Here is a 19,774-nt window from a genome sequence, read left to right as displayed (position 1 = left end):
ATAAATAGCCATTCAACACAAAAACATCGAAAAGCGTTCATAAAAAAAGCAGTCAGTTAATAAGGGTATTTACAAGCGAAAGCCCCCCTTATATTATACGCGGCATCGGAGGGATGGCTGAGTGGTCGAAAGCACCGGTCTTGAAAACCGGCAACCGTTAATAGCGGTTCTAGGGTTCAAATCCCTATCCCTCCACCACATTAAAGAAAGCCGCTGAGAAATCAGCGGCTTTTTTGTATCTGGAGAAAACCTCGTTAAGCAGGTCAACTATTCACGGCTAGGGCCGCTTTCAAAAGCTGCATGTGAATCGGTACCAAATCTTGGTGCTGAGTTCGATAGCCTCCCCCAACGACACACGCCATCGGAATAGACTCTGATTTTGCTAAGTTAATCATGAAGCAATCGCGTTCAAATATCCCTTGTGTCGAAACATTCAAATAACCCAGTTCATCGTCTTGGTGGATATCGATCCCCGCATCATAAATAATGAGATCAGGTTGATGGTGAGCAATCGCTAACTTAGTGACTTGTTCAAAACAACGAAAAAATTCTTCATCTTCTGTTTCACGACTTAACGGCACATCTAAATCAGACAACGGTTTTCGTGCGGGAAAGTTTTTGTCACAGTGGAACGACAAAGTAATGATATCGTCATCCTCTTGGCAAAGAGTCGCGGTGCCATCACCATGATGAACATCGCTGTCGACGATAAGCACTTTATCGATATGTTCAAAGGTCAGCGCATGTTTTGCCGCTAAAACCAGATCGTTCAACAAACAAAATCCACTACCAAAATCATGGTGTGCGTGATGATAACCACCACTCAAATGAATTGCTAAACCACTCTCTATTGCCATTTCAGCCGCTAAACAAGTTCCTCCACTTGAGTAAAGTGTCCTTTCGATCAGTTGCTCGCTCCACGGGAACCCGATGCGTCTCATTTTGGCCTCTGGCAAATGACCAGACACAAGCAAATCGACATATTCACTATCGTGTACCTGTTTTACTTGCTCAACCGAAACCGGCGTTGGTTGAAACACTTCAAACTTGCTCTTCCATCGAGGTTCGCTATCCATTCGTTTCTCAACAGCACTATATAACAACTGATATTTGTTGATTGGGTAACGATGACCTTCTGGTAAAGGTAACTGCGAATAGATTGGGTGGTAAATTAAAGGAATCATAATCAGGTTAATTGCGTATCTTTCTCAAAATCATAACAGTCTCAGACTTAGCGACAACCTTAATACTCATCTTTGAGGTGATCTGCGGCTCAGCGGCAGCAGTAATGATTTTTGTAGGAATGCTAATGGCCAGTTGGTGGAGCGTTGATTTTCTCGTGTTAAGCCATCAAACTTAACTAATTGAACTGACAAGGAATCACCATGAGCGTTATTTTTATTACTGGAGCGAACCGCGGTATTGGCTTAAGCCTGACTCAGCAATACTTGAAAGGTAACCACAAGGTGTACGCGACTTATCGTGATGCCAATTCAGCAAAAGAACTGCTCTCACTCGCAGAGCACAACAGCAACCTTATCTGCATTCAGTTAGAAATAACCGATTACCAAGCGGTGAGCCAGCTTCTCTCTCAGATTCAGTCGATTGATATCTTGATTAACAACGCTGGCTACTATGGCCCAAAAGGCTACGGACTGGGTAATACCGATGTTGAAGAGTGGCGTCGTGTTTTTGAAGTCAACACTATTGCTCCGCTGAAACTTGTCGAAACGCTATTACCTTTATTAGAAGACAGCGACATCAAAAAGGTCGCTTGTTTATCCTCTAGAGTCGGCAGTATGACTGAGAACACCTCAGGCGGCGGTTATATCTATCGCTCTTCTAAAGCCGCTCTAAACTCCGTGGTGAAGAGCCTAAGCAACGACTTAACCGAGAATGGCTTTACGGTGTTAGCACTGCATCCAGGTTGGGTACAGACTAAAATGGGTGGGCCAAACGCTCTCATCGACACAGACACTTCGGCTTCTGGTCTTATTGAAGTCATCGAGTCCGCGAATACTGAAGTAAGTGGTCACTTCTTCAATTTTGATGGCACTGAAATAGACTGGTAAGCTCCCTATGAATCATCGCCTTCTTACAAACTTAGTACGACGCTCACCAACGCTTTTAATTGTATTGGTGCTCGGCGGATGTTTTGGGGAAGGCCCCGGCGATTTGTTCGACGACTATCAAACCAAGGTTGCCAGAGTACAAGATGCTGATGAGATAAAAGAGGACTGGGAGTTTGAAAGCCTACCGAGAAAACGAGAACTGCTGCTTGACGTGCCCTCGCTTTCTATCGGTCTCATCGACAGTTACCAGCTTCGTCAATGTGGATTGTTCAATCTGATTGCAGAAAGAAATTCAGTTCTGGGCAAGGTTGCGGATGAGTTTCGTAATTACGATTATCAAGTCGCCCTACTTGCAGGTGTTGGAAAATGTTTATCCGCTAGCGAACTAGACCCAGAGATCGTAGAGCTACTGAAAGAAATCGAACAGCAGAAACTCGCACAGTTTCCGCTGCACCAATGGAATCTAATCTATGCCAGCGATGCGATGCAGTCTCAGATGCGCGGTAGTCAGTGGTTACGCGCTGATATCGGCGATCAGGTAAGGCAAACCAGTGATGCCTTAGAACATATCAATCAAGCGTTAAACACATCGCTCGTTTCCGGCAAAACCACTGAGGTTCAGGAAGTACTAGATAAAAGTTCGACCCTTGGGGATTTGTACTACTCGCTCGCTCGAGCCTCAGTTGAGCTGGATACCATCACCAAACAGCTGACAACTTTTGATAACAACATCATCTGTGGTAAACAGCGAGACACAACCAAGTTTCGTTATCTCAACAATGTGTTCGAGCAACAATACATAGGTAAGGTTCAGCCCTACATGGCGCAGCTGGATGGCTATTATCAGCAGTTAGCCCCGCAACTAGGGATGTTTGACGCGCAACCTGAACTGCACAGTTATTACTTTCCCATCCAAGATGCACATCAAGCCTTTCGAGCATCCACTCGTCGCCATGTCGACTATTGGCAGCAGCTGTTTAAGCGCTGTGGCCGCAAAGTCGGGCGTTAATCCTAACTTCAATAAGTCTTAGCTTTTGGTGCTCTTTTTAGCGGAAGTACCTTTCTTAGCATACGCACCTTTGTTGGCATACGAACCGTTCTTGGCATAAGACTTCTTAGCACCACCGCCTTTACGGCGTTTGAAGGCAGGTCTCTCGACTTTAGGAAGATGGCGCAGAGACTCAGGAACTTCGCCGGTTTTTACCTTGCCCATCAAACCATCAATCTTGCTTTCTAACGCTTGCATGAAAGGCTGATACGCTTGATTTCGTTCTGCCATACCTTGCAGCTGGTGTTCCCAATGGGCCGTCATATCTGGGAAGGTAGAATCCTCAGGTAAGGCATGAATCAAGCCTCTGCCCGCAGGGCTACTGTGAATACTCTTACCTTGGCGCGTTAGCAGTTGCCTTTTGAATAGAGTATCGAGAATACCCGCACGGGTTGCTTCTGTGCCAAGACCATCGGTCTCTTTCAAAATGGCTTTAAGGTCTTTGTTCGCAACAAAACGCGCGATACCTGTCATCGCTTGAAGCAATGTCGCTTCCGTGAAGTGCTTTGGTGGTTCCGTTTTCTTATCACCAATCACGCCTTCACGACAGGTCAACACAGTTCCTTTATCTAGCGGTGGAACCGTATCCGTGCCATCACCTTTCTCTTCGGTGTCGGTTTTACCCATCAACACTTTCCAACCAGGGTTGATAAGCTGACGTCCTTTCGCAATGAACACGCCACCAGCGATATCAAAGACCAGCTTAGCATCAGCAAAAACGGCAGGTGGGTAGAACTGCATTAGATACTGACGAGCGATTTGCTGATAGATCTTCATCTCATTAGCAGATAAGCCATTCACTGATGACTTCTTCGGAGTAGGAATAATCGCGTGGTGAGCATCGACCTTACTGTCGTTCCATGCTTTGGATTTAAGGGAAAGATCCGCGCCTTGAGCGCCACTTTGCAGCTCTTTCGCATTGTTAGCGATAGCATCTACTACCGACTCTCTTTGTGAGTAGTGATCTTTAGGTAAATAACGACTATCAGAACGAGGGTAAGTGATGAGTTTGTGTTTCTCATACAACGACTGACACGTGTCGAGAACCTGCTGAGCACTCATACCGAAACGCTTAGACGCATCAATCTGCAGTGCTGACAGCGAGTAAGGCAGTGGCGCAGCTTGTTTACTTTGCTTTTGCTCTGATTCCGTTACCGTCGCGGGTTGATTCGCAATTCGGTTAGCCACGTTCTCAACCAACTTGCGATTGAGCACACGCCCTTCTTCATCTTGCCACGGCTTACACGCTTCACTTGGTTTCCAACGAGCACGAATATCAAAACTCTGACCGTTGTTTTGGTAAGGGATCAAAGCATGCAAAGTGAAGTAATCTTTTGGAATGAAGTTTTCGATCTCTTCATCACGCCTTACGACCAAACCAAGTACAGGTGTTTGTACTCGCCCTACCGACAACACGCCTTGGTAACCAGCCTTTTGACCAAGCAAGGTATAAGCTCGGGTCATGTTCATGCCATACAGCCAATCGGCTCTAGAGCGTGCCAATGCAGAAATAGACAGTGGAATAAAGTCACGGTTACTGCGCATTTGAGAAAGCGCACGCTTCACAGCAGGTAAGTTCAAGTCGCTGATCAATAGCCTGTCCATCGACTCTTTTTTGGCCTTGGACACTTTGCAGTAATCGATCACTTCATCCACCAGCAACTGTCCTTCTCTATCTGGGTCTCCCGCATGGACAATTTGGGTTGCGTCCTTCAATAGCTTTCGGATCACCGTGAGCTGTTTGCTCGACGTCTTACGCGGTCTTAGTTGCCATTGCTCTGGCACAATAGGAAGATCGGCTAAATTCCACTTCTTATAACGATCATCATAAGCATCTGGCTCAACCTGCTCCAATAAATGTCCAATACACCAAGTCACCACATCTCCATTACCACATTTGATAAACCCTTGGTCTTTCTTCTGTGGATTAGGTAGTGCGGCGGCAATCGCGCGGCCGAGGCTTGGTTTTTCAGCAATAATAAGGCGAGACATGTTTTTCCAGATGCTACAAACAATTAGGGCCACATTATCTAATGTGACCCTAATAAATCAAGAAAAACTGGTTGTTTATACAGTTAGCATTCAAAAAACTACTGACTACTAAATATTCACTAATTAAAACATGCCTTATACAAACTTTAGTAACCAACTGCCTTGTTTTGAATCTACCAATAACTATGCGGCCACAGCCTGCAATGACTCTAGAAAAAGCAACGATTTTTACACTATATTATTGGTTTTATTTATTTTTTCTAAAGCGAGAACTAGCGTAATAATATTGAATTGATCTTATTCAGCGTTCTCTTTTTATTGATCTGAATCAAAACTAAAAGTTGGTGGTTCTCGTTAAATACGACACAAGAAAGCAGATAAGTAACACAAAATAAAGGACAAAAAAACCAAACGAACACAACATGTTGTACTAAGGACAAATCGAATTACGGGAGGTAAGATGCAAGAGTCTAAGCAATAAAAAAGCCCACACAAAGGCGGGCTGATTTATCAGTCACATACACGTTTTTAGCAAGAAGATTGCAGTCTTCTGAACTGAGAGTACGATGACGTATTACATTAATAATCATATCAAAGTTCACGCTAAAGACAACATTCGACAATCGTATAACGAAGGCGGTGTTTATGAAGTTGATTGAGTTAACAACTGTTTTACTCAACGTGGTAAGAACAATCTACTATCTTGTGCTTATACCACTTACCATGTTGGACTTAACAAGTACGCTAACAGTCTAGTGATCGAATCAGCCCCTAGTGGGCTGTATCACTGCTTGCTTTCATGAAGTCCTGTCTAGCAAGGTTCTTTCTAAAAATGATGTGCTGCACTGAATATTCAATTCAATAGAATTCATAACCAACAAGTTCACAATTCCCCACAGATCTAAGTCATTTTCAACGTAGTGCTCTTTATAAGAACTCAACAAACTTAGAGAAGTCGCGCTCTGGTACTTTCATTGGTGTACAGCCCGGAGTACCTAGGTATAGGAAGCCAACAATTTCGTCGTCGCCTTCTAGGCCAAATGCTTGGTGTACTTCTGGGTGGAACATCCATTTACCTGAGCGCCAAAAGCCTTGGAAACCTTGTGCGACTGCAGCCATTTGCATCGCTTGAGCAGCGCAACCTGCAGAAAGATGTTGTTCAATCGCTGGTACTTTTTCATGCTCGGTTACTTTAGCAATCACGGTGATCACCATCGGAGCTCGGAACGGCGCTTTTTTTACTTTCTCGATAACCGCTTCTTCGCTTTCATCCGCTTCAGCGGCACGCACCAAGATGTCTGAAAGCTTTTGTAGACCAGAACCTTGCGCGATAACAAAGCGCCAAGGTGTTAGTGCACCGTGGTCTGGAGCGCGCAGCCCTGCTTTAATGATGTTTTCTAACGCCACACCTTCAGGTGCTGGATCAGAGAGTTTTGCGATTGAGCGTCTGTTGAGCAATAGATCCAAAGCATCCATTTGAAGTCCTTACTATTTCTTTATTATTTGTATACTTGAACTTTAGCACAGAATACAAACGATAATAAATCTCAACGACTAGCCATTTGGCCTAAATTAGAAACAATAAAGGCTCCTAAATCTATGACTTAGGAGCCTTGTTAAAAATCTAGCTCAGCAAATTAAGTAACAATATCTACCGGTAAGATTACAGTTTGATGGCTGATTCTATAACTTAATAGCCAGTTCAACACCTTGACGGATAGCACGTACTGCATCCAGCTCACCGGCATAATCGGCACCGCCTATCACGTGCAGTTTGCCACCAAACTCTTGCCACATATCTTCAAATGGACGAACTGACACCTGACCTGCACACACGATAACGGAATCGGCATCGAGGACCTGTTCTTTCTTGCCAATACTGATATGCAGACCTTGGTCATCAATCTTGTTGTAGCTTACACCGCCCAGTAGATTCACACCTCGTTTCTCTAGCGTGCGTTTGTGAATCCAGCCTGTAGTTTTGCCCGGACCTTTACCAACGCGCCCCGCTTTACGCTGCATCACCCAAACCGTTTTGTCGCTGAATGAATCCGGGTAAGGATACAAACCACCTGGGTGTTCCATGTTCTTATCAATACCCCACTCATGCAGCCAATCGTCTAAGCTGTGTGAAGTCGGCTCTGTCAGCATGGTTGCCACATCGACACCGATACCACCAGCACCAACAATCGCGACCTTTTCGCCTACTGGTGTCTTTTCGCGAATCAAGGTTTGGTAATCGACCACGTTTTCTTGGTCAATGCCCTCAATATCGAGCTTTCTTGGCTCTACGCCAGCAGCCATCACCACTTCATCGTACTTCAACAACATCTCAAACGTTGCTTCGGTATCCAGTTTCAGATTCACGCCGGATGCATCGATTTGGTTAGCAAAATAACGAATCGTTTCTCTGAACTCTTCTTTGCCCGGTATCTGCATTGCTAATCTAAACTGGCCGCCGATACGGTCATTTTTCTCAATCAAGTCAACCTTGTGTCCACGCTGCGCTAAAGTCGTTGCACAGGCTAAACCGGCTGGGCCTGCGCCGACAACCGCAATGGTCTTAGTCGCTTGCGCTGGCTGAACAACAATTTCAGTCTCGTAACACGCTCGTGGGTTCACCAAACAGCTCGCTCGCTTACCCTTAAACACGTTATCAAGACAAGCTTGGTTACAGCCGATACAGGTATTGATGAACTGCGCTTGGTCTTGAGCGGCTTTATTAACAAAGTCCGGATCTGCCAAGAATGGACGCGCCATTGATACCATGTCGGCCTGTCCTGAACTGAGGATACGTTCGGCCTCTTCTGGTGTGTTGATTCGGTTACAAGTCACCACTGGGATCGACACGTATGGTTTCACTTTCTCGGTTACCCAAGAGAATGCGCCTCGTGGTACTTGCGTCGCGATAGTCGGAACACGAGCTTCATGCCAACCAATACCGGTATTGATGATAGTCACACCCGCTTCTTCTAGCTTCTGAGCCAAAAGAACAACATCTTCAAAGGTGCTGCCTTGCTCAACCAAATCCAGCATCGACAGTCGGAAAATAATAATGAAATCTTTACCCACCGCTTCGCGAATCGATTTGACGATCTCTAGCGGGAAACGCATACGCTTCTCGTAAGAACCGCCCCACTCGTCGTAACGCATGTTGGTACGCTTACAAATGAATTGGTTAATCAAGTAACCTTCCGAGCCCATGATCTCAATGCCGTCATAACCAGCAACCTGAGCGAGCTCTGCACTATTGGCAAAGGCACCGATGGTCTTTTTTATCTGACGAGGGCTCATCTCACTGGGTGCGAACTTAGCGATTGGCGCTTTAATGCCAGAAGCACTTTGCGCGAATGGGTGCATCGCATAACGACCGGCATGCAATAGTTGAAGCGCAATTTTACCGCCGTGCTTGTGGACGGCTTCGGTAACAACTTGGTGCGCTTTGGCGTGCTTTACTTTACTGAATTCAGCACTAAATGGGGTTAATCTGCCACGTAAATTAGGAGAGAAACCACCGGTAACAATAAGACCAACGCCTCCTTTTGCTCGCTCTTCATAAAACGCGGCAAGTTTGTGTAGGCCTTCTTTATTTTCTTCTAAACCTGTGTGCATTGATCCCATCAATACACGGTTACGTAACTGAGTAAATCCAAGATCGAGTGGTTCAAGTAAATGTGGGTACATGGCAGACATCACTTCTATTATTTTATCCTTGTGGTCTGACCACAGTATAGTTCAATCACCAAAAGTTCAAACAACCGTTTACATTTTTGTAACACCGATCATAATGCTGAAGGTATTAATCGTTCAGAACCCCTTAATTTGACTACACTTAATGAGAATATATATCGATTAACAATTCTTGGTGTAGTTTGAGCTTGGGAATTATCGTAGGATACTAAGCAGTTCATATTATTGAGATTAATGGTACTACGGCTTGTTAAAGCGACGTGATCTCACTGCGGAGACAGAATGAAAAAAATATTCAAATTTATAGGCATGATCTTTAAAGGGATTTGGAAGCTCATCACGTTTGTGCGTCTTGCGCTGGTAAACCTTTTCTTTTTACTCAGTATCGCCATCATCTACTTTGTGTACTTCCATTCAGATACGGCCCAGCCGACTGTTCCACAAGAATCAGCGTTAGTACTTAACCTGTCTGGCCCTATCGTAGAGCAAAGCCGCTATATTAACCCGATGGATTCGGTCACGGGTTCGCTGCTGGGCAAAGACCTTCCAAAAGAAAACATCCTGTTTGATATCGTTGAAACAATTCGCTACGCCAAAGACGACGATAATGTAACGGGTATTGTTTTAGCACTTAAAGAGCTGCCAGAGACCAATCTAACTAAACTGCGTTACATTGCTAAAGCCTTAAATGAATTTAAAGCGTCGGGTAAGCCTATTTATGCGGTAGGTGACTTCTACAACCAGAGCCAATACTACCTGGCAAGTTACGCCACTAAGGTGTACATGTCCCCTGACGGTGGTGTGCTTCTCAAAGGTTACAGCGCCTATTCGCTTTACTACAAAACCTTATTAGAGAAGCTAGACGTCAATACGCACGTATTTCGTGTTGGTACCTATAAATCAGCTATCGAGCCTTTCATTCGTGACGACATGTCAGATGCAGCGAAAGAGTCTGCTTCTCGTTGGTTAAGCCAACTGTGGGGTGCGTACGTTGATGATGTCAGCAACAACCGTCAGATCGATGCTAAAACACTGAACCCAAGCATGGACACGTTCTTGAAAGAACTTGAGTCTGTGGACGGTGACATTGCAAAACTGGCTGAAAAACTTGGTTTAGTGGATGAGTTAGCGACACGCCAACAAGTTCGACTAGAGCTTGCTGATGTTTTCGGCAGTGACGGTCAAGACAGCTACAACGCGTTTGGTTACTACGAATACCGTGCAACCATGCTTCCAGACATGACCAGTGAGTCACACGATGTCGCCGTGATTGTTGCTAGCGGCGCAATTATGGATGGTAAACAGCCGCGTGGTACGGTTGGTGGTGATACTACTGCAGCCCTACTTCGCCAAGCGCGTAACGACGATAAAGTGAAAGCCGTTGTACTTCGTGTAGATAGCCCAGGTGGTAGCGCATTTGCTTCAGAAGTGATCCGCAATGAAATAGAAGCGATCAAGCAAGCAGGTAAACCGGTTGTTGTGTCGATGTCGAGCCTTGCTGCTTCAGGTGGTTACTGGATCTCGATGGGTGCGGATAAGATCCTAGCGCAGCCAACTACGCTCACCGGTTCGATTGGTATCTTCAGTGTTATCACAACCTTCGAAAAAGGATTAAACGATATTGGTGTTTACACTGACGGCGTTGGTACGTCACCTTTCTCTGGTATCGGTATTACGACAGGACTTAGCGATGGCGCGAAAGACGCTTTTCAAATGGGCATTGAAAACGGTTACCGCCGATTCATCAGCCTAGTTGGAGAAAATCGCGACATGGAAGTCGATGCTGTAGACAAGATCGCTCAAGGCCGAGTATGGACAGGTCAAGATGCAATCCAGAAAGGCTTAGTCGATGAGATTGGTGATTTTGATGATGCAGTTGCAGCTGCGGCTTCGCTTGCAGAACTTGAAACCTACAACATCTACTGGGTAGAGGAACCTCTTTCGGCCACTGAACAATTTATTCAAGAATTTATGAACCAAGTTCAGATGTCGATAGGCCTTGATATTCAATCGATGATACCAAGCAGTTTACAGCCTGTTACTCAACAGTTAGCTCAAGATAGCCAGCTGTTAGGCAACTTTAACGACCCACAAGGCCGCTACGCTTTCTGCTTAAATTGCCAAGTTCAATAAGATAAGTTCAACGCTTTATTATCAAGAGGCGCCTCTGTGTTAGGTGCCTCTTTTTATTGCATGATAATTCGCTATAATCGCCCCCCTGTTCCCTATATCACACTAAGTATTATTCGCCATGGAAAGAAAACACATCTATATCGCGTACACCGGCGGCACAATTGGCATGCAGAAGTCTATTGACCACGGCTATGTTCCAGTCGCAGGTTTCATGGATAAGCAGCTAGCTGGCATGCCTGAATTCCATCGCCCAGAGATGCCTGAGTACACCATTCACGAATACTCTCCATTAATGGACTCTTCAGATATGACGCCACTTGATTGGCAGACTATCGCTGATGACATCCGCGCGAACTACGATAAGTACGATGGTTTCGTTATCCTGCATGGTACAGACACTATGGCATACACCGCCTCTGCACTGTCTTTCATGCTTGAAAACCTCGGCAAACCTGTGATTGTAACGGGCTCTCAGATCCCATTAGCAGAGCTTCGTTCAGACGGACAAGCAAACCTACTGAATGCGCTACACATTGCTGCAAACTACCCAATAAACGAAGTGACGCTGTTCTTTAACAACAAGTTGATGCGTGGTAACCGCAGCACAAAATCACACGCTGATGGCTTCAATGCGTTTACTTCTCCAAATCTGAACCCATTGCTAGAAGCGGGTATCAATATCCAAATCAGCAATAACGTAAAGGTAAACGAACAGCCTGAAGGTGCTTTCAAGGTTCATAATATTACTCCGCAACCTATCGGCGTAATCACTATGTACCCTGGCATATCACACGAAGTGATCCGCAACACACTATTGCAGCCTGTTAACGCAATGATTCTACTTACTTTTGGTGTGGGTAACGCACCACAAAACCCTGAACTACTTCAGCACCTAAAAGACGCATCAGAGCGTGGTGTTATCGTAGTGAACCTAACTCAATGTTTGGCCGGCAAGGTGAACATGGGTGGCTACGCGACAGGGTGTGCACTAGCAGAAGCAGGGGTAGTCAGTGGTTACGATATGACACCAGAAGCCGCGCTAGCGAAACTTCACTACCTATTAAGCCAAAATCTAAGCTACGAAGAAGTGAAAACTCAAATGCAGCAAGTGTTGCGTGGCGAGATGAGCTTATAAGCCTGTTAGCCAATTAACGTGAACTAAATCGTTTTATTGCTTATAAATAAACGGCTTAAAGTAAAAGGGGTGGCACATTGCCACCCCTTTGTTGTAATTTAAGCTTAATGATTCGGGTTAACCCTAACAATATCTTCTTGATCTGATTTAAACTGTTTCTTTAGTTCAGACTTAGATTTAAAGCTAATCTCACCACCAGCTGCAATTGTCATATGTTGAGCTTCAGAGTTATGTTTAGATTGATATAACATAACCGCTTGCATACACGAGTCGCGCTGCTCTTTTGAGAGCGCCGTACCTTCTGGCCATTTACCCGTTTCAACTGCGTAAGTTAAACGTTCGTAGACCTCGGGTGTCATTGCGCTAAGAAGTTGTTCTGCATCCATGGTAAAGCCTTAGTTTTAACAATTTTCACCAGAAAATAACCCGTAACAGAATTGAGTCAAGAACCTGACCGATAATAAGTGCATTTGATCACAAGTGAAGGAATATGAAAATTATGAAATGGTTGGCGATTAGCCTATTGCCTTTCACTCTGGTTGGGTGTCTTGAAGGGAACAAAAATACCGATCAACTGTGCCAAAGCAACCCGGGCCTTCAGTGTGAACAATTGAACATGAACGATGGGCAATGTCGTGTCGCACGTACCGATCTTATCTGGCATCGATTTGAAGTTCAGAAACACCCCTCCGAAATCAATAAGATTAAAGAGTTCGAATTAGTCACTGCTTACAAAAAGTGCTTAGAGCTTGCAGCACAAATTGAGACTATTGATCAATCTAAACTGCAAGAGCGCCGCTTTACTTCTTTAATGCACAGCATCGAAGAGTCTGAGCGTATTGTTGATGAGCTATCGAAATCCGATACTCCAGAAACGCTTTACTTCCTGTGGTCGCAAACTGGGGACACCAACGCCAGACGCAGTTTCCTACAGCTAGAAGGAAAAGAAGCATTAAATACAGCAGAAATGCAATATGCCTTGGCTACTTTCTACACCACCCGCGATCATGCAAAGACACTTAAACTACTCAATAATGCGTTAACGCTTTCTAATGGCTCAGTCGCCAATACTGAAATCTTCAAGTCCATGGCCAGTATCAACCACAGCCTTGGTCATATGGAAAAAGCGTACGTGTGGGCAATGGTTGCCAAAGACTTTGACGTGCCGATTGCTTCTGAAGCAGAGCTCACTGTGTTGTACCGTTTCGACAAGGCAACCTATAAGAAGCTAAATAAAGACGCAGACAACATCGTTGACGCTATTGAGGATGGAATTTACAGCCCTTCAATCGTCCCGAGTTACTGATCGCACCATTTAGTGTGTTCTAACCTAAGCTTCCGGTTCATTCATCCGCTTTCAAAAAAAAACAGCTACCTTTCTGGTAGCTGTTTTTATTTGTACTAGAGTTAATTCTGAAATCTTGGGGCGTTCAGTATTCCTAAATCGACAAATGCGACCTGTAAGGATTAGACAATAGTTACAAGTTATTTCGCACTTTCGTCATTTTTGTTGAAAATTAACGACACCGAATTAACACAGAATCGTTCACCTGTGGTCTTCGGACCATCAGGAAAAACGTGACCTAAATGGCTATCACAGGCGGTACAACGGATCTCTACACGCTTCATTCCGTGACTTAGATCTTCTATATAGCGTACTGCTTCATCATTCACTGGGGCATCAAAGCTTGGCCAACCACACCCAGAGTCATATTTGTTATCCGACAGAAACAAAGGGCTTTCACAGCATGTGCAGCTATAGACGCCAGTCTTATGGTTGTGCAGTAACTTGCCGCTATATGGGGCTTCAGTACCACGCTCACGACACACTGCAAATTCGTCGTCCGTTAGGCGCTCACGCCAGTATTCATCAGGCTTTATCATATTTCCTCCCTTTTGAATCACGTTAATATCTCTCCACATTCTCAGTTATTATATTTACTTTTTTCTATAAAGGCTTGCATATGAGTCGTTTTGTAGCACATACTTTCTCACCAGGAAACATTGTACATATACACTCATAAGTGAATCATCATTTAGGGGTATTTTACCCAACTGGAAGGGTACAGAGCCACTTGCAATGGTCAATTTTCAACCACTTACACCCAATTGTTAAGAAAAGCGTCGCTTTTTTTTGACATTAAACAAGTTAAGTCGGATTATCTATTGCAGATGTATACTGGATTCTGTAATTTTACTACCAGTTATCTTTAATCAGAAATTAAGTTGTGGAGCAACTACAATGACTATCAAAGTAGGTATTAACGGTTTTGGCCGTATCGGCCGTTTCGTATTCCGCGCAGCTCAAGAGCGTGCAGACATCGAAGTAGTAGGTATTAACGATCTAATCGACGTAGAGTACATGGCATACATGCTTAAGTACGACTCAACTCACGGCCGTTTCAACGGTACTGTTGAAGTTGAAGGCGGTAACCTAATCGTTAACGGTAAAACTGTACGTGTTACAGCTGAGCGTAACCCAGAAGACCTTAAGTGGGATGCTATCGAAGTAGACGTAGTTGCTGAAGCAACTGGTCTTTTCCTAACTGACGAGACTGCACGTAAGCACATCACTGCTGGTGCTAAGAAAGTTGTTCTTACAGGTCCTTCTAAAGATGCAACTCCAATGTTCGTAATGGGCGTTAACCAAGCATCTTACGCTGGTCAAGACATCGTTTCTAACGCTTCTTGTACTACTAACTGTCTTGCACCTATCGCTAAAGTACTTAACGATAAGTGGGGCATTGAGTCTGGTCTTATGACTACAGTTCACGCTACTACAGCAACTCAAAAAACTGTAGATGGCCCTTCTGCTAAAGACTGGCGCGGTGGCCGTGGTGCTTCTCAAAACATCATCCCATCTTCAACTGGTGCTGCTAAAGCTGTAGGCGTTGTTCTTCCAGAACTAAACGGCCTTCTAACTGGTATGGCTTTCCGTGTACCAACTGCTAACGTATCTGTAGTTGACCTAACAGTTAACCTAAAAGAAGCTGCATCTTACGAAGAAATTTGTGCTGCAATGAAAGAAGCTTCTGAAGGCGAAATGGCTGGCGTTCTTGGTTACACTGAAGACCAAGTAGTATCACAAGATTTCATCGGTGAAGTTCAAACTTCAGTATTCGATGCTAAAGCTGGTGTTGCTCTAACTGACAAATTCGTTAAAGTTGTATCTTGGTACGACAACGAAATCGGTTACTCAAACAAAGTTCTAGACCTAATCGCTCACATCTCTAAGTAATTTCTTTTTAGAAATAGCTTTAGATAAGCATTAGCGAAGACTGTTTTGAGCAGACTTTGAAAAAGGCGACCTTAGTGTCGCCTTTTTAATACCTGCTATCTTTTAAACCGCGTCTATCTCAGTTGATCAAGGTAACGCAAAATTTAATTCCAATACTGACTCTGCTTGTTACTCGTGAAAGCACAAGCACCACTCTAGTCAGCATTCGAATTCAATTTCCTTAGAAGGATCATGTAATGGATTTATCTACTCTACCTGCACTGACTGTACTTTCTGATAACGTGACTATCGTTGAGCACGAAGGTGTGAAACTGGTTCGTGTTATCCACGATAAAGCAAACGCAGCGATTTCACTGTTTGGCGGCCATGTCGTGTCATTCCAACCGCAAGGCCAAGAAGACCTAATTTGGATGAGCCAACAAGCTAAGTTTGATGGCAAAACAGCTCTGCGTGGTGGTATTCCAGTATGTTGGCCTTGGTTTGGTCGCATCGCAGCACCTGCGCATGGTTTTGCACGTTCAAGTGAATGGCAATTGGTTGAGCACCGTGAAAGCGAAGCTGGCGTGATTGTAAGCTTAGGCCTGAAGCCAAGTGAAGAGACGCTAGCAGTATGGCCCCATCAGTTCGATGCACGTTTGAATGTTGAGATTGGCGATGAGCTGAAAGTGACCTTAGATGTGAAGAACACAGATTCGCAACCATGGACTTTCTCTGGCGCGCTGCACACTTACCTAAACGTTGGCGATATCCACAGCACAACGACCACTGGTATGGGGGCTGAGTACATCGATAGCCTACAAGGTGGCAAGATCTGCCAAGGCGGTGCTGAGCTTGTGCTAACCGACACGATTGACCGTGTTTACACTCAACCAGAAGCGCAAATTTTTGTTGCTGACAAGAAGCTGGATCGCAAGCTAACAGTTGAAAACCACGGTCATAACTCTGCAGTACTGTGGAACCCGTGGGCCGAAGGTGCTGCTGGTATGGGCGACATGCAAGACGACGGTTACCTAACCATGCTATGTGTTGAATCAACACTGCACGCACCAAGCCTAGAAGCAGGCAAAACATTGCAGCCTGGCGAAAGCCACCAGCTTATTACAGTGATCTCTTCACACTAAGCCTATCGCAAATTTAATTTAAGAAAATGCAGCTCATTGAGCTGCATTTTTTATTGGCTTTAGCCTCACTCACCTCATCCAGTGAGCAACGACCTAATACAAACCTATTTCCTCTCCGTTTAAATCCACGCCACATTTATTCTCATTACTCCAATTTATAAATATAACCGTCAATTCATTAATTATTATCAATTACTGCTGATAAATAAGTTCCTATGATAGAACGCTCAATAACAAACTTAATGAAAACTACTTAACAACACCTCAATGAAGACAGGATAGTGAATTCATGCTCGAGAAATACAAAAATCAAAGTGTTGGCTTCCAACTTAAGTTGGTCATTTTGCTGTGCTTGCTTATCGCCTTTAGTTCCATTGCAACACTCGTGTACCGTAATGCCTCACAGGTATTATTAGACAACACGTTAAGGGAGCACCAATCAAAAGTCGAAGCGATGGCCAAAACCATCTCTGGTCAATTCGACGCCTACCTGCACACCGCCAAAGTTTTAGAATCCACTTTTCGTAACGGTTACCTAGCAGGTGTTTATGTTGAAAATTATGACGTTGAATTCAACGGCCATTCAATTCCCAACATAACTCAATATGGTGAGAGCCTAATCAACGATACTAAACTAGTCGATAGCTTTACCCGCGATACCGGCGCCGTAGCGACCCTATTTGCCCCATTTGGCGATGATTTTATTCGTGTGTCGACTTCTCTCAAGAAACCTTCAGGTGAACGAGTTGTTGCGACTACACTAGGGAAAGACCATCCGGGCTATAACAAGCTCAAAAGTGGCCAACCTTATTACTCTCAAGTTAAACTCTTCGGCCAACGTTACATTACCTACTATGCGCCTTTGATCAATACTCAAGGCAAAGTAAACGGTGTTTCTTTCATTGGTTTGCCAGTAGAAGACGCGACTCAAAGTCTGTTTGAATCTTTACGCTCGGTTTCTTGGGGTGATACGGGCTATACCATTATTGTCGATAACGAGAAAGAGCATCAGGGTCAGTACTTACTGCACCCCACGAACGTTGGTGGTGGTAAATCGATTGTTGATGTTGCTGACTACGACGGTAACAAACCTTTCTATCAAATCTTTGAACAGCCATCGGGGCTGATTCTATACCCATATCAGTATCAAGAAACGGTTGGTGAGAAGTACCTGGTATACACCGAAGTTCCAGGTTGGGATTGGAAGCTGCTTGGCGGTACATTCATTAAAGAAGTGACCAAAGGCAGTGACGATTTGCTGAAGCTCATCGCCATTATTGCCACCCTAATAGCTGCGGCTACCATCGTCGCGTTAACCTTCGTGTTAAACCGCACACTGACACCACTAACCACGTTAAACGAGTACATGCTGCGTTTAGGAAAAGGCGAAGTAAGCCTACATATTCCAAACAATGGTCAGCAGACTAAGAACGAAATCAGCAACCTAAATACCGGCGTTGCCAACATGGCAGCACAGTTGAATACACTCGTGGGCGAGATTCGTGCGACCAGTGATCAAGTCCAGAATAGCTCGAGTAGTGTGTCGCAAGATGCAAGCCACAACTTAAGCCAATCTGACCGCCAGCAAGCACAGGTTGAGCAAGTCGTTACAGCCATAGAAGAGATGGCCACCTCTGCTGAATCAGTGGCACAGCAAGTAAACAGCATTGCTGAAAATGTTCGCCTTGCCAATGAAGACAGCCAGAAAGGTTTAGAAGTCGTTGAAGGTGTGTGTATTGATGTTGCCCAACTGAACGATCAATTAGACAAATCCGCATCGGCCATAGAGCAAGTAAGCTCTGATAGCGAAAGTATTCAAACTGTTACTAAGATGATTGATGATATCGCAGAGCAAACCAACTTACTTGCGTTGAACGCTGCAATAGAAGCGGCACGTGCGGGTGAGCAAGGCCGTGGCTTTGCAGTGGTAGCCGACGAAGTAAGAACATTGGCTCATCGAACTCAAACATCAGTCCAAGACGTAGTAAGCATCATCGAGAAGCTGAAATCGTCGACCCACAATGCCGTAAACCTGATGACGCAAAGCCAATCGAATGCCAACCAAGTACTCGATAAAGCGCAAGAAGCGGGCACCGCGCTAGAGTCGATTGCCTCTCAAGTTGAATCTATTGCTTCTCAAGCTGAAACCATTGCGGCAACATCCGAAGAGCAAGCTCAGGTTTCTCAAGAGATAGCAGCTAACGCGCATGCGATCAGTGATTTGAACCAGCAGAGCCGTGAAACCAGCGCTAAGACCTCTCACAGTGCTGATGAACTTCAAAGACAAGCGGAATCGTTGAAGAATCAAGTTAACTTCTTTAGCTAGAAGCTGAACTCACTGTTTTATCAGTGATTTGCACATAACCAATAGAGCCAACCATGCGTTGGCTCTATCTATCTACGGATTGCCGTTAACCAACACAGCTGCGTTTATTCTAGCGCCCCACTATGCTTCCTGTTAAAATTTTGGGCTTGAAATTTCTATCTCGAGTTCGCAATGACTTACCAATGCCCTTTGTGTCACCAACCTTTATCTCAAAACGATCGTACGTTTAAGTGTGAAAAGAACCATCAGTTCGACCTAGCGAAAGAAGGCTATGTCAATTTGATGCCTGCGCACCACAAACGCTCAAAAGATCCAGGTGACAATAAAGAGATGATGCAGGCACGTCGTCGCTTCCTTGAAGGCAAGCACTACGATCCAATGCGCCAAGCGGTAGTCGGCTTATGCTCAAACTACCTGCCAGACACTACTCCTAGCCTGTTGGATATTGGCTGTGGCGAAGGGTATTACACCAACGAAATCGCATTGAATTTTCAAAACAAAAACGGCGCGATTTTTGGCCTAGACATTTCTAAGATCGCTATCAAATATGCCGCTAAACGCTACCCTGCTGTCGACTTCTCAGTTGCATCAAGCCATCGTCTACCCTTTGCTGAAAACAGCTTAGACGGCATTTTACGCATTTACGCGCCTTGCAAGGCTGAAGAGTTACAGCGCACCATCAAAGATAATGGCGTGGTGATCACCGTGACGCCAGCTAGCCGACACCTGTATCAACTGCGTGATGCAATTTATGATGGCGTTCGCTTGCATGATGAAGATCCAGAAGTGATCGAAGGTTTTACGCTTGAACATCAAGAGCAATTAAACTATATGATGGAACTATCGGGGTCAGATGCATTCGACCTGCTACAGATGACGCCGTTTGCTTGGAAAGCGAGTGAAGAGTTTAAACAACAACTCACCGAGGCAGAGCAATTTAACTGTGAGGCTGACTTTATGCTGCGAGTGTACCGCAAACAAATTTAATTGATATTGATTATCGTTTGCATTGAGTTATT

The 19,774-nt window shown here is 44.7% G+C and carries 15 protein-coding genes and 1 tRNA gene; 10 read left to right on the top strand and 6 right to left on the bottom strand.

Annotation, left to right across the window (positions count from 1 at the left end; all coding sequences use genetic code 11):
- The first annotated feature begins 107 nt into the window (after window positions 1–107).
- A tRNA-Ser gene (locus ATB74_RS20380) sits at window positions 108–198 on the top strand.
- Between the two features lie 65 nt (window positions 199–263).
- Here the strand turns inward: ATB74_RS20380 and ATB74_RS20375 are convergent.
- The gene (locus ATB74_RS20375; RefSeq protein ID WP_061019560.1) at window positions 264–1,184 is read right to left on the bottom strand and encodes a histone deacetylase family protein; all 921 of its coding nucleotides are present in this window, start codon (window positions 1,182–1,184) and stop codon (window positions 264–266) included.
- Between the two features lie 201 nt (window positions 1,185–1,385).
- Between ATB74_RS20375 and ATB74_RS20370 the strand changes: the two genes are divergently transcribed.
- Together ATB74_RS20370 and ATB74_RS20365 are read left to right on the top strand one after the other, a co-directional pair.
- Window positions 1,386–2,072: an SDR family oxidoreductase gene (locus tag ATB74_RS20370; RefSeq protein WP_061019559.1), complete on the top strand. Its 687-nt coding sequence runs from the start codon at window positions 1,386–1,388 to the stop codon at window positions 2,070–2,072.
- Between the two features lie 7 nt (window positions 2,073–2,079).
- Entirely contained in the window at window positions 2,080–3,081 is a 1,002-nt protein-coding gene (locus tag ATB74_RS20365; RefSeq protein WP_061019558.1) for a DUF3080 domain-containing protein, read from the top strand.
- Between the two features lie 18 nt (window positions 3,082–3,099).
- On the opposite strand, the gene ATB74_RS20360 is transcribed toward ATB74_RS20365, so the two are convergent.
- From ATB74_RS20360 to ATB74_RS20350, 3 genes are all read right to left on the bottom strand, one after another.
- Window positions 3,100–5,112 carry a DNA topoisomerase III gene (locus ATB74_RS20360; protein WP_061019557.1) on the bottom strand — a complete coding sequence of 671 codons (2,013 nt, stop codon included), beginning with the start codon at window positions 5,110–5,112 and terminating at the stop codon, window positions 3,100–3,102.
- A gap of 927 nt (window positions 5,113–6,039) precedes the next feature.
- Window positions 6,040–6,588, bottom strand: a complete 549-nt coding sequence (locus ATB74_RS20355; protein ID WP_017070328.1) for an NAD(P)H nitroreductase — start codon at window positions 6,586–6,588, stop codon at window positions 6,040–6,042.
- A 207-nt stretch (window positions 6,589–6,795) separates the two neighbouring features.
- Entirely contained in the window at window positions 6,796–8,805 is a 2,010-nt protein-coding gene (locus ATB74_RS20350) for an NADPH-dependent 2,4-dienoyl-CoA reductase (RefSeq protein WP_048660802.1), read from the bottom strand.
- Between the two features lie 279 nt (window positions 8,806–9,084).
- Here ATB74_RS20350 and sppA point away from each other — a divergent pair, with 279 nt between their 5' ends.
- Together sppA and ansA are read left to right on the top strand one after the other, a co-directional pair.
- The gene (gene sppA, locus ATB74_RS20345) at window positions 9,085–10,935 is read left to right on the top strand and encodes a signal peptide peptidase SppA (protein WP_061019556.1); all 1,851 of its coding nucleotides are present in this window, start codon (window positions 9,085–9,087) and stop codon (window positions 10,933–10,935) included.
- Window positions 10,936–11,053: 118 nt separating this feature from the next.
- Window positions 11,054–12,070, top strand: a complete 1,017-nt coding sequence (gene ansA, locus ATB74_RS20340; protein WP_060982262.1) for an asparaginase — start codon at window positions 11,054–11,056, stop codon at window positions 12,068–12,070.
- A gap of 104 nt (window positions 12,071–12,174) precedes the next feature.
- Here ansA and ATB74_RS20335 read toward each other — a convergent pair whose 3' ends face one another.
- Complete coding sequence (locus ATB74_RS20335; protein WP_010437067.1) at window positions 12,175–12,456, bottom strand: YeaC family protein; 282 nt, start codon at window positions 12,454–12,456, stop codon at window positions 12,175–12,177.
- Window positions 12,457–12,569: 113 nt separating this feature from the next.
- Between ATB74_RS20335 and ATB74_RS20330 the strand changes: the two genes are divergently transcribed.
- Window positions 12,570–13,376, top strand: coding sequence for a DUF2989 domain-containing protein (locus ATB74_RS20330; RefSeq protein ID WP_061019555.1), 807 nt, complete (start codon window positions 12,570–12,572; stop codon window positions 13,374–13,376).
- A gap of 179 nt (window positions 13,377–13,555) precedes the next feature.
- Here the strand turns inward: ATB74_RS20330 and msrB are convergent, their stop codons facing one another.
- Complete coding sequence (gene msrB / locus ATB74_RS20325; protein WP_081090153.1) at window positions 13,556–13,993, bottom strand: peptide-methionine (R)-S-oxide reductase MsrB; 438 nt, start codon at window positions 13,991–13,993, stop codon at window positions 13,556–13,558.
- Between the two features lie 319 nt (window positions 13,994–14,312).
- Between msrB and gap the strand changes: the two genes are divergently transcribed.
- The 4 genes from gap to rlmA all read left to right on the top strand — a co-directional run bounded on the left by gap (window position 14,313) and on the right by rlmA (window position 19,742).
- Complete coding sequence (gene gap, locus ATB74_RS20320) at window positions 14,313–15,308, top strand: type I glyceraldehyde-3-phosphate dehydrogenase (RefSeq protein ID WP_009848658.1); 996 nt, start codon at window positions 14,313–14,315, stop codon at window positions 15,306–15,308.
- 236 nt (window positions 15,309–15,544) lie between these two features.
- Window positions 15,545–16,429, top strand: a complete 885-nt coding sequence (locus ATB74_RS20315; RefSeq protein WP_060982260.1) for a D-hexose-6-phosphate mutarotase — start codon at window positions 15,545–15,547, stop codon at window positions 16,427–16,429.
- A 289-nt stretch (window positions 16,430–16,718) separates the two neighbouring features.
- Window positions 16,719–18,755 (top strand): methyl-accepting chemotaxis protein, encoded by a 2,037-nt coding sequence (locus tag ATB74_RS20310; protein WP_061019553.1) that lies wholly within the window; start codon window positions 16,719–16,721, stop codon window positions 18,753–18,755.
- A 171-nt stretch (window positions 18,756–18,926) separates the two neighbouring features.
- Complete coding sequence (gene rlmA / locus ATB74_RS20305; protein ID WP_060982258.1) at window positions 18,927–19,742, top strand: 23S rRNA (guanine(745)-N(1))-methyltransferase; 816 nt, start codon at window positions 18,927–18,929, stop codon at window positions 19,740–19,742.
- Window positions 19,743–19,774 lie beyond the last annotated feature (32 nt).

Origin of the sequence: Vibrio splendidus (assembly GCF_001557875.1) — a bacterium.
Lineage (GTDB): Bacteria > Pseudomonadota > Gammaproteobacteria > Enterobacterales > Vibrionaceae > Vibrio > Vibrio splendidus_F.
This window is presented reverse-complemented; position numbering and strand designations above follow the sequence as displayed.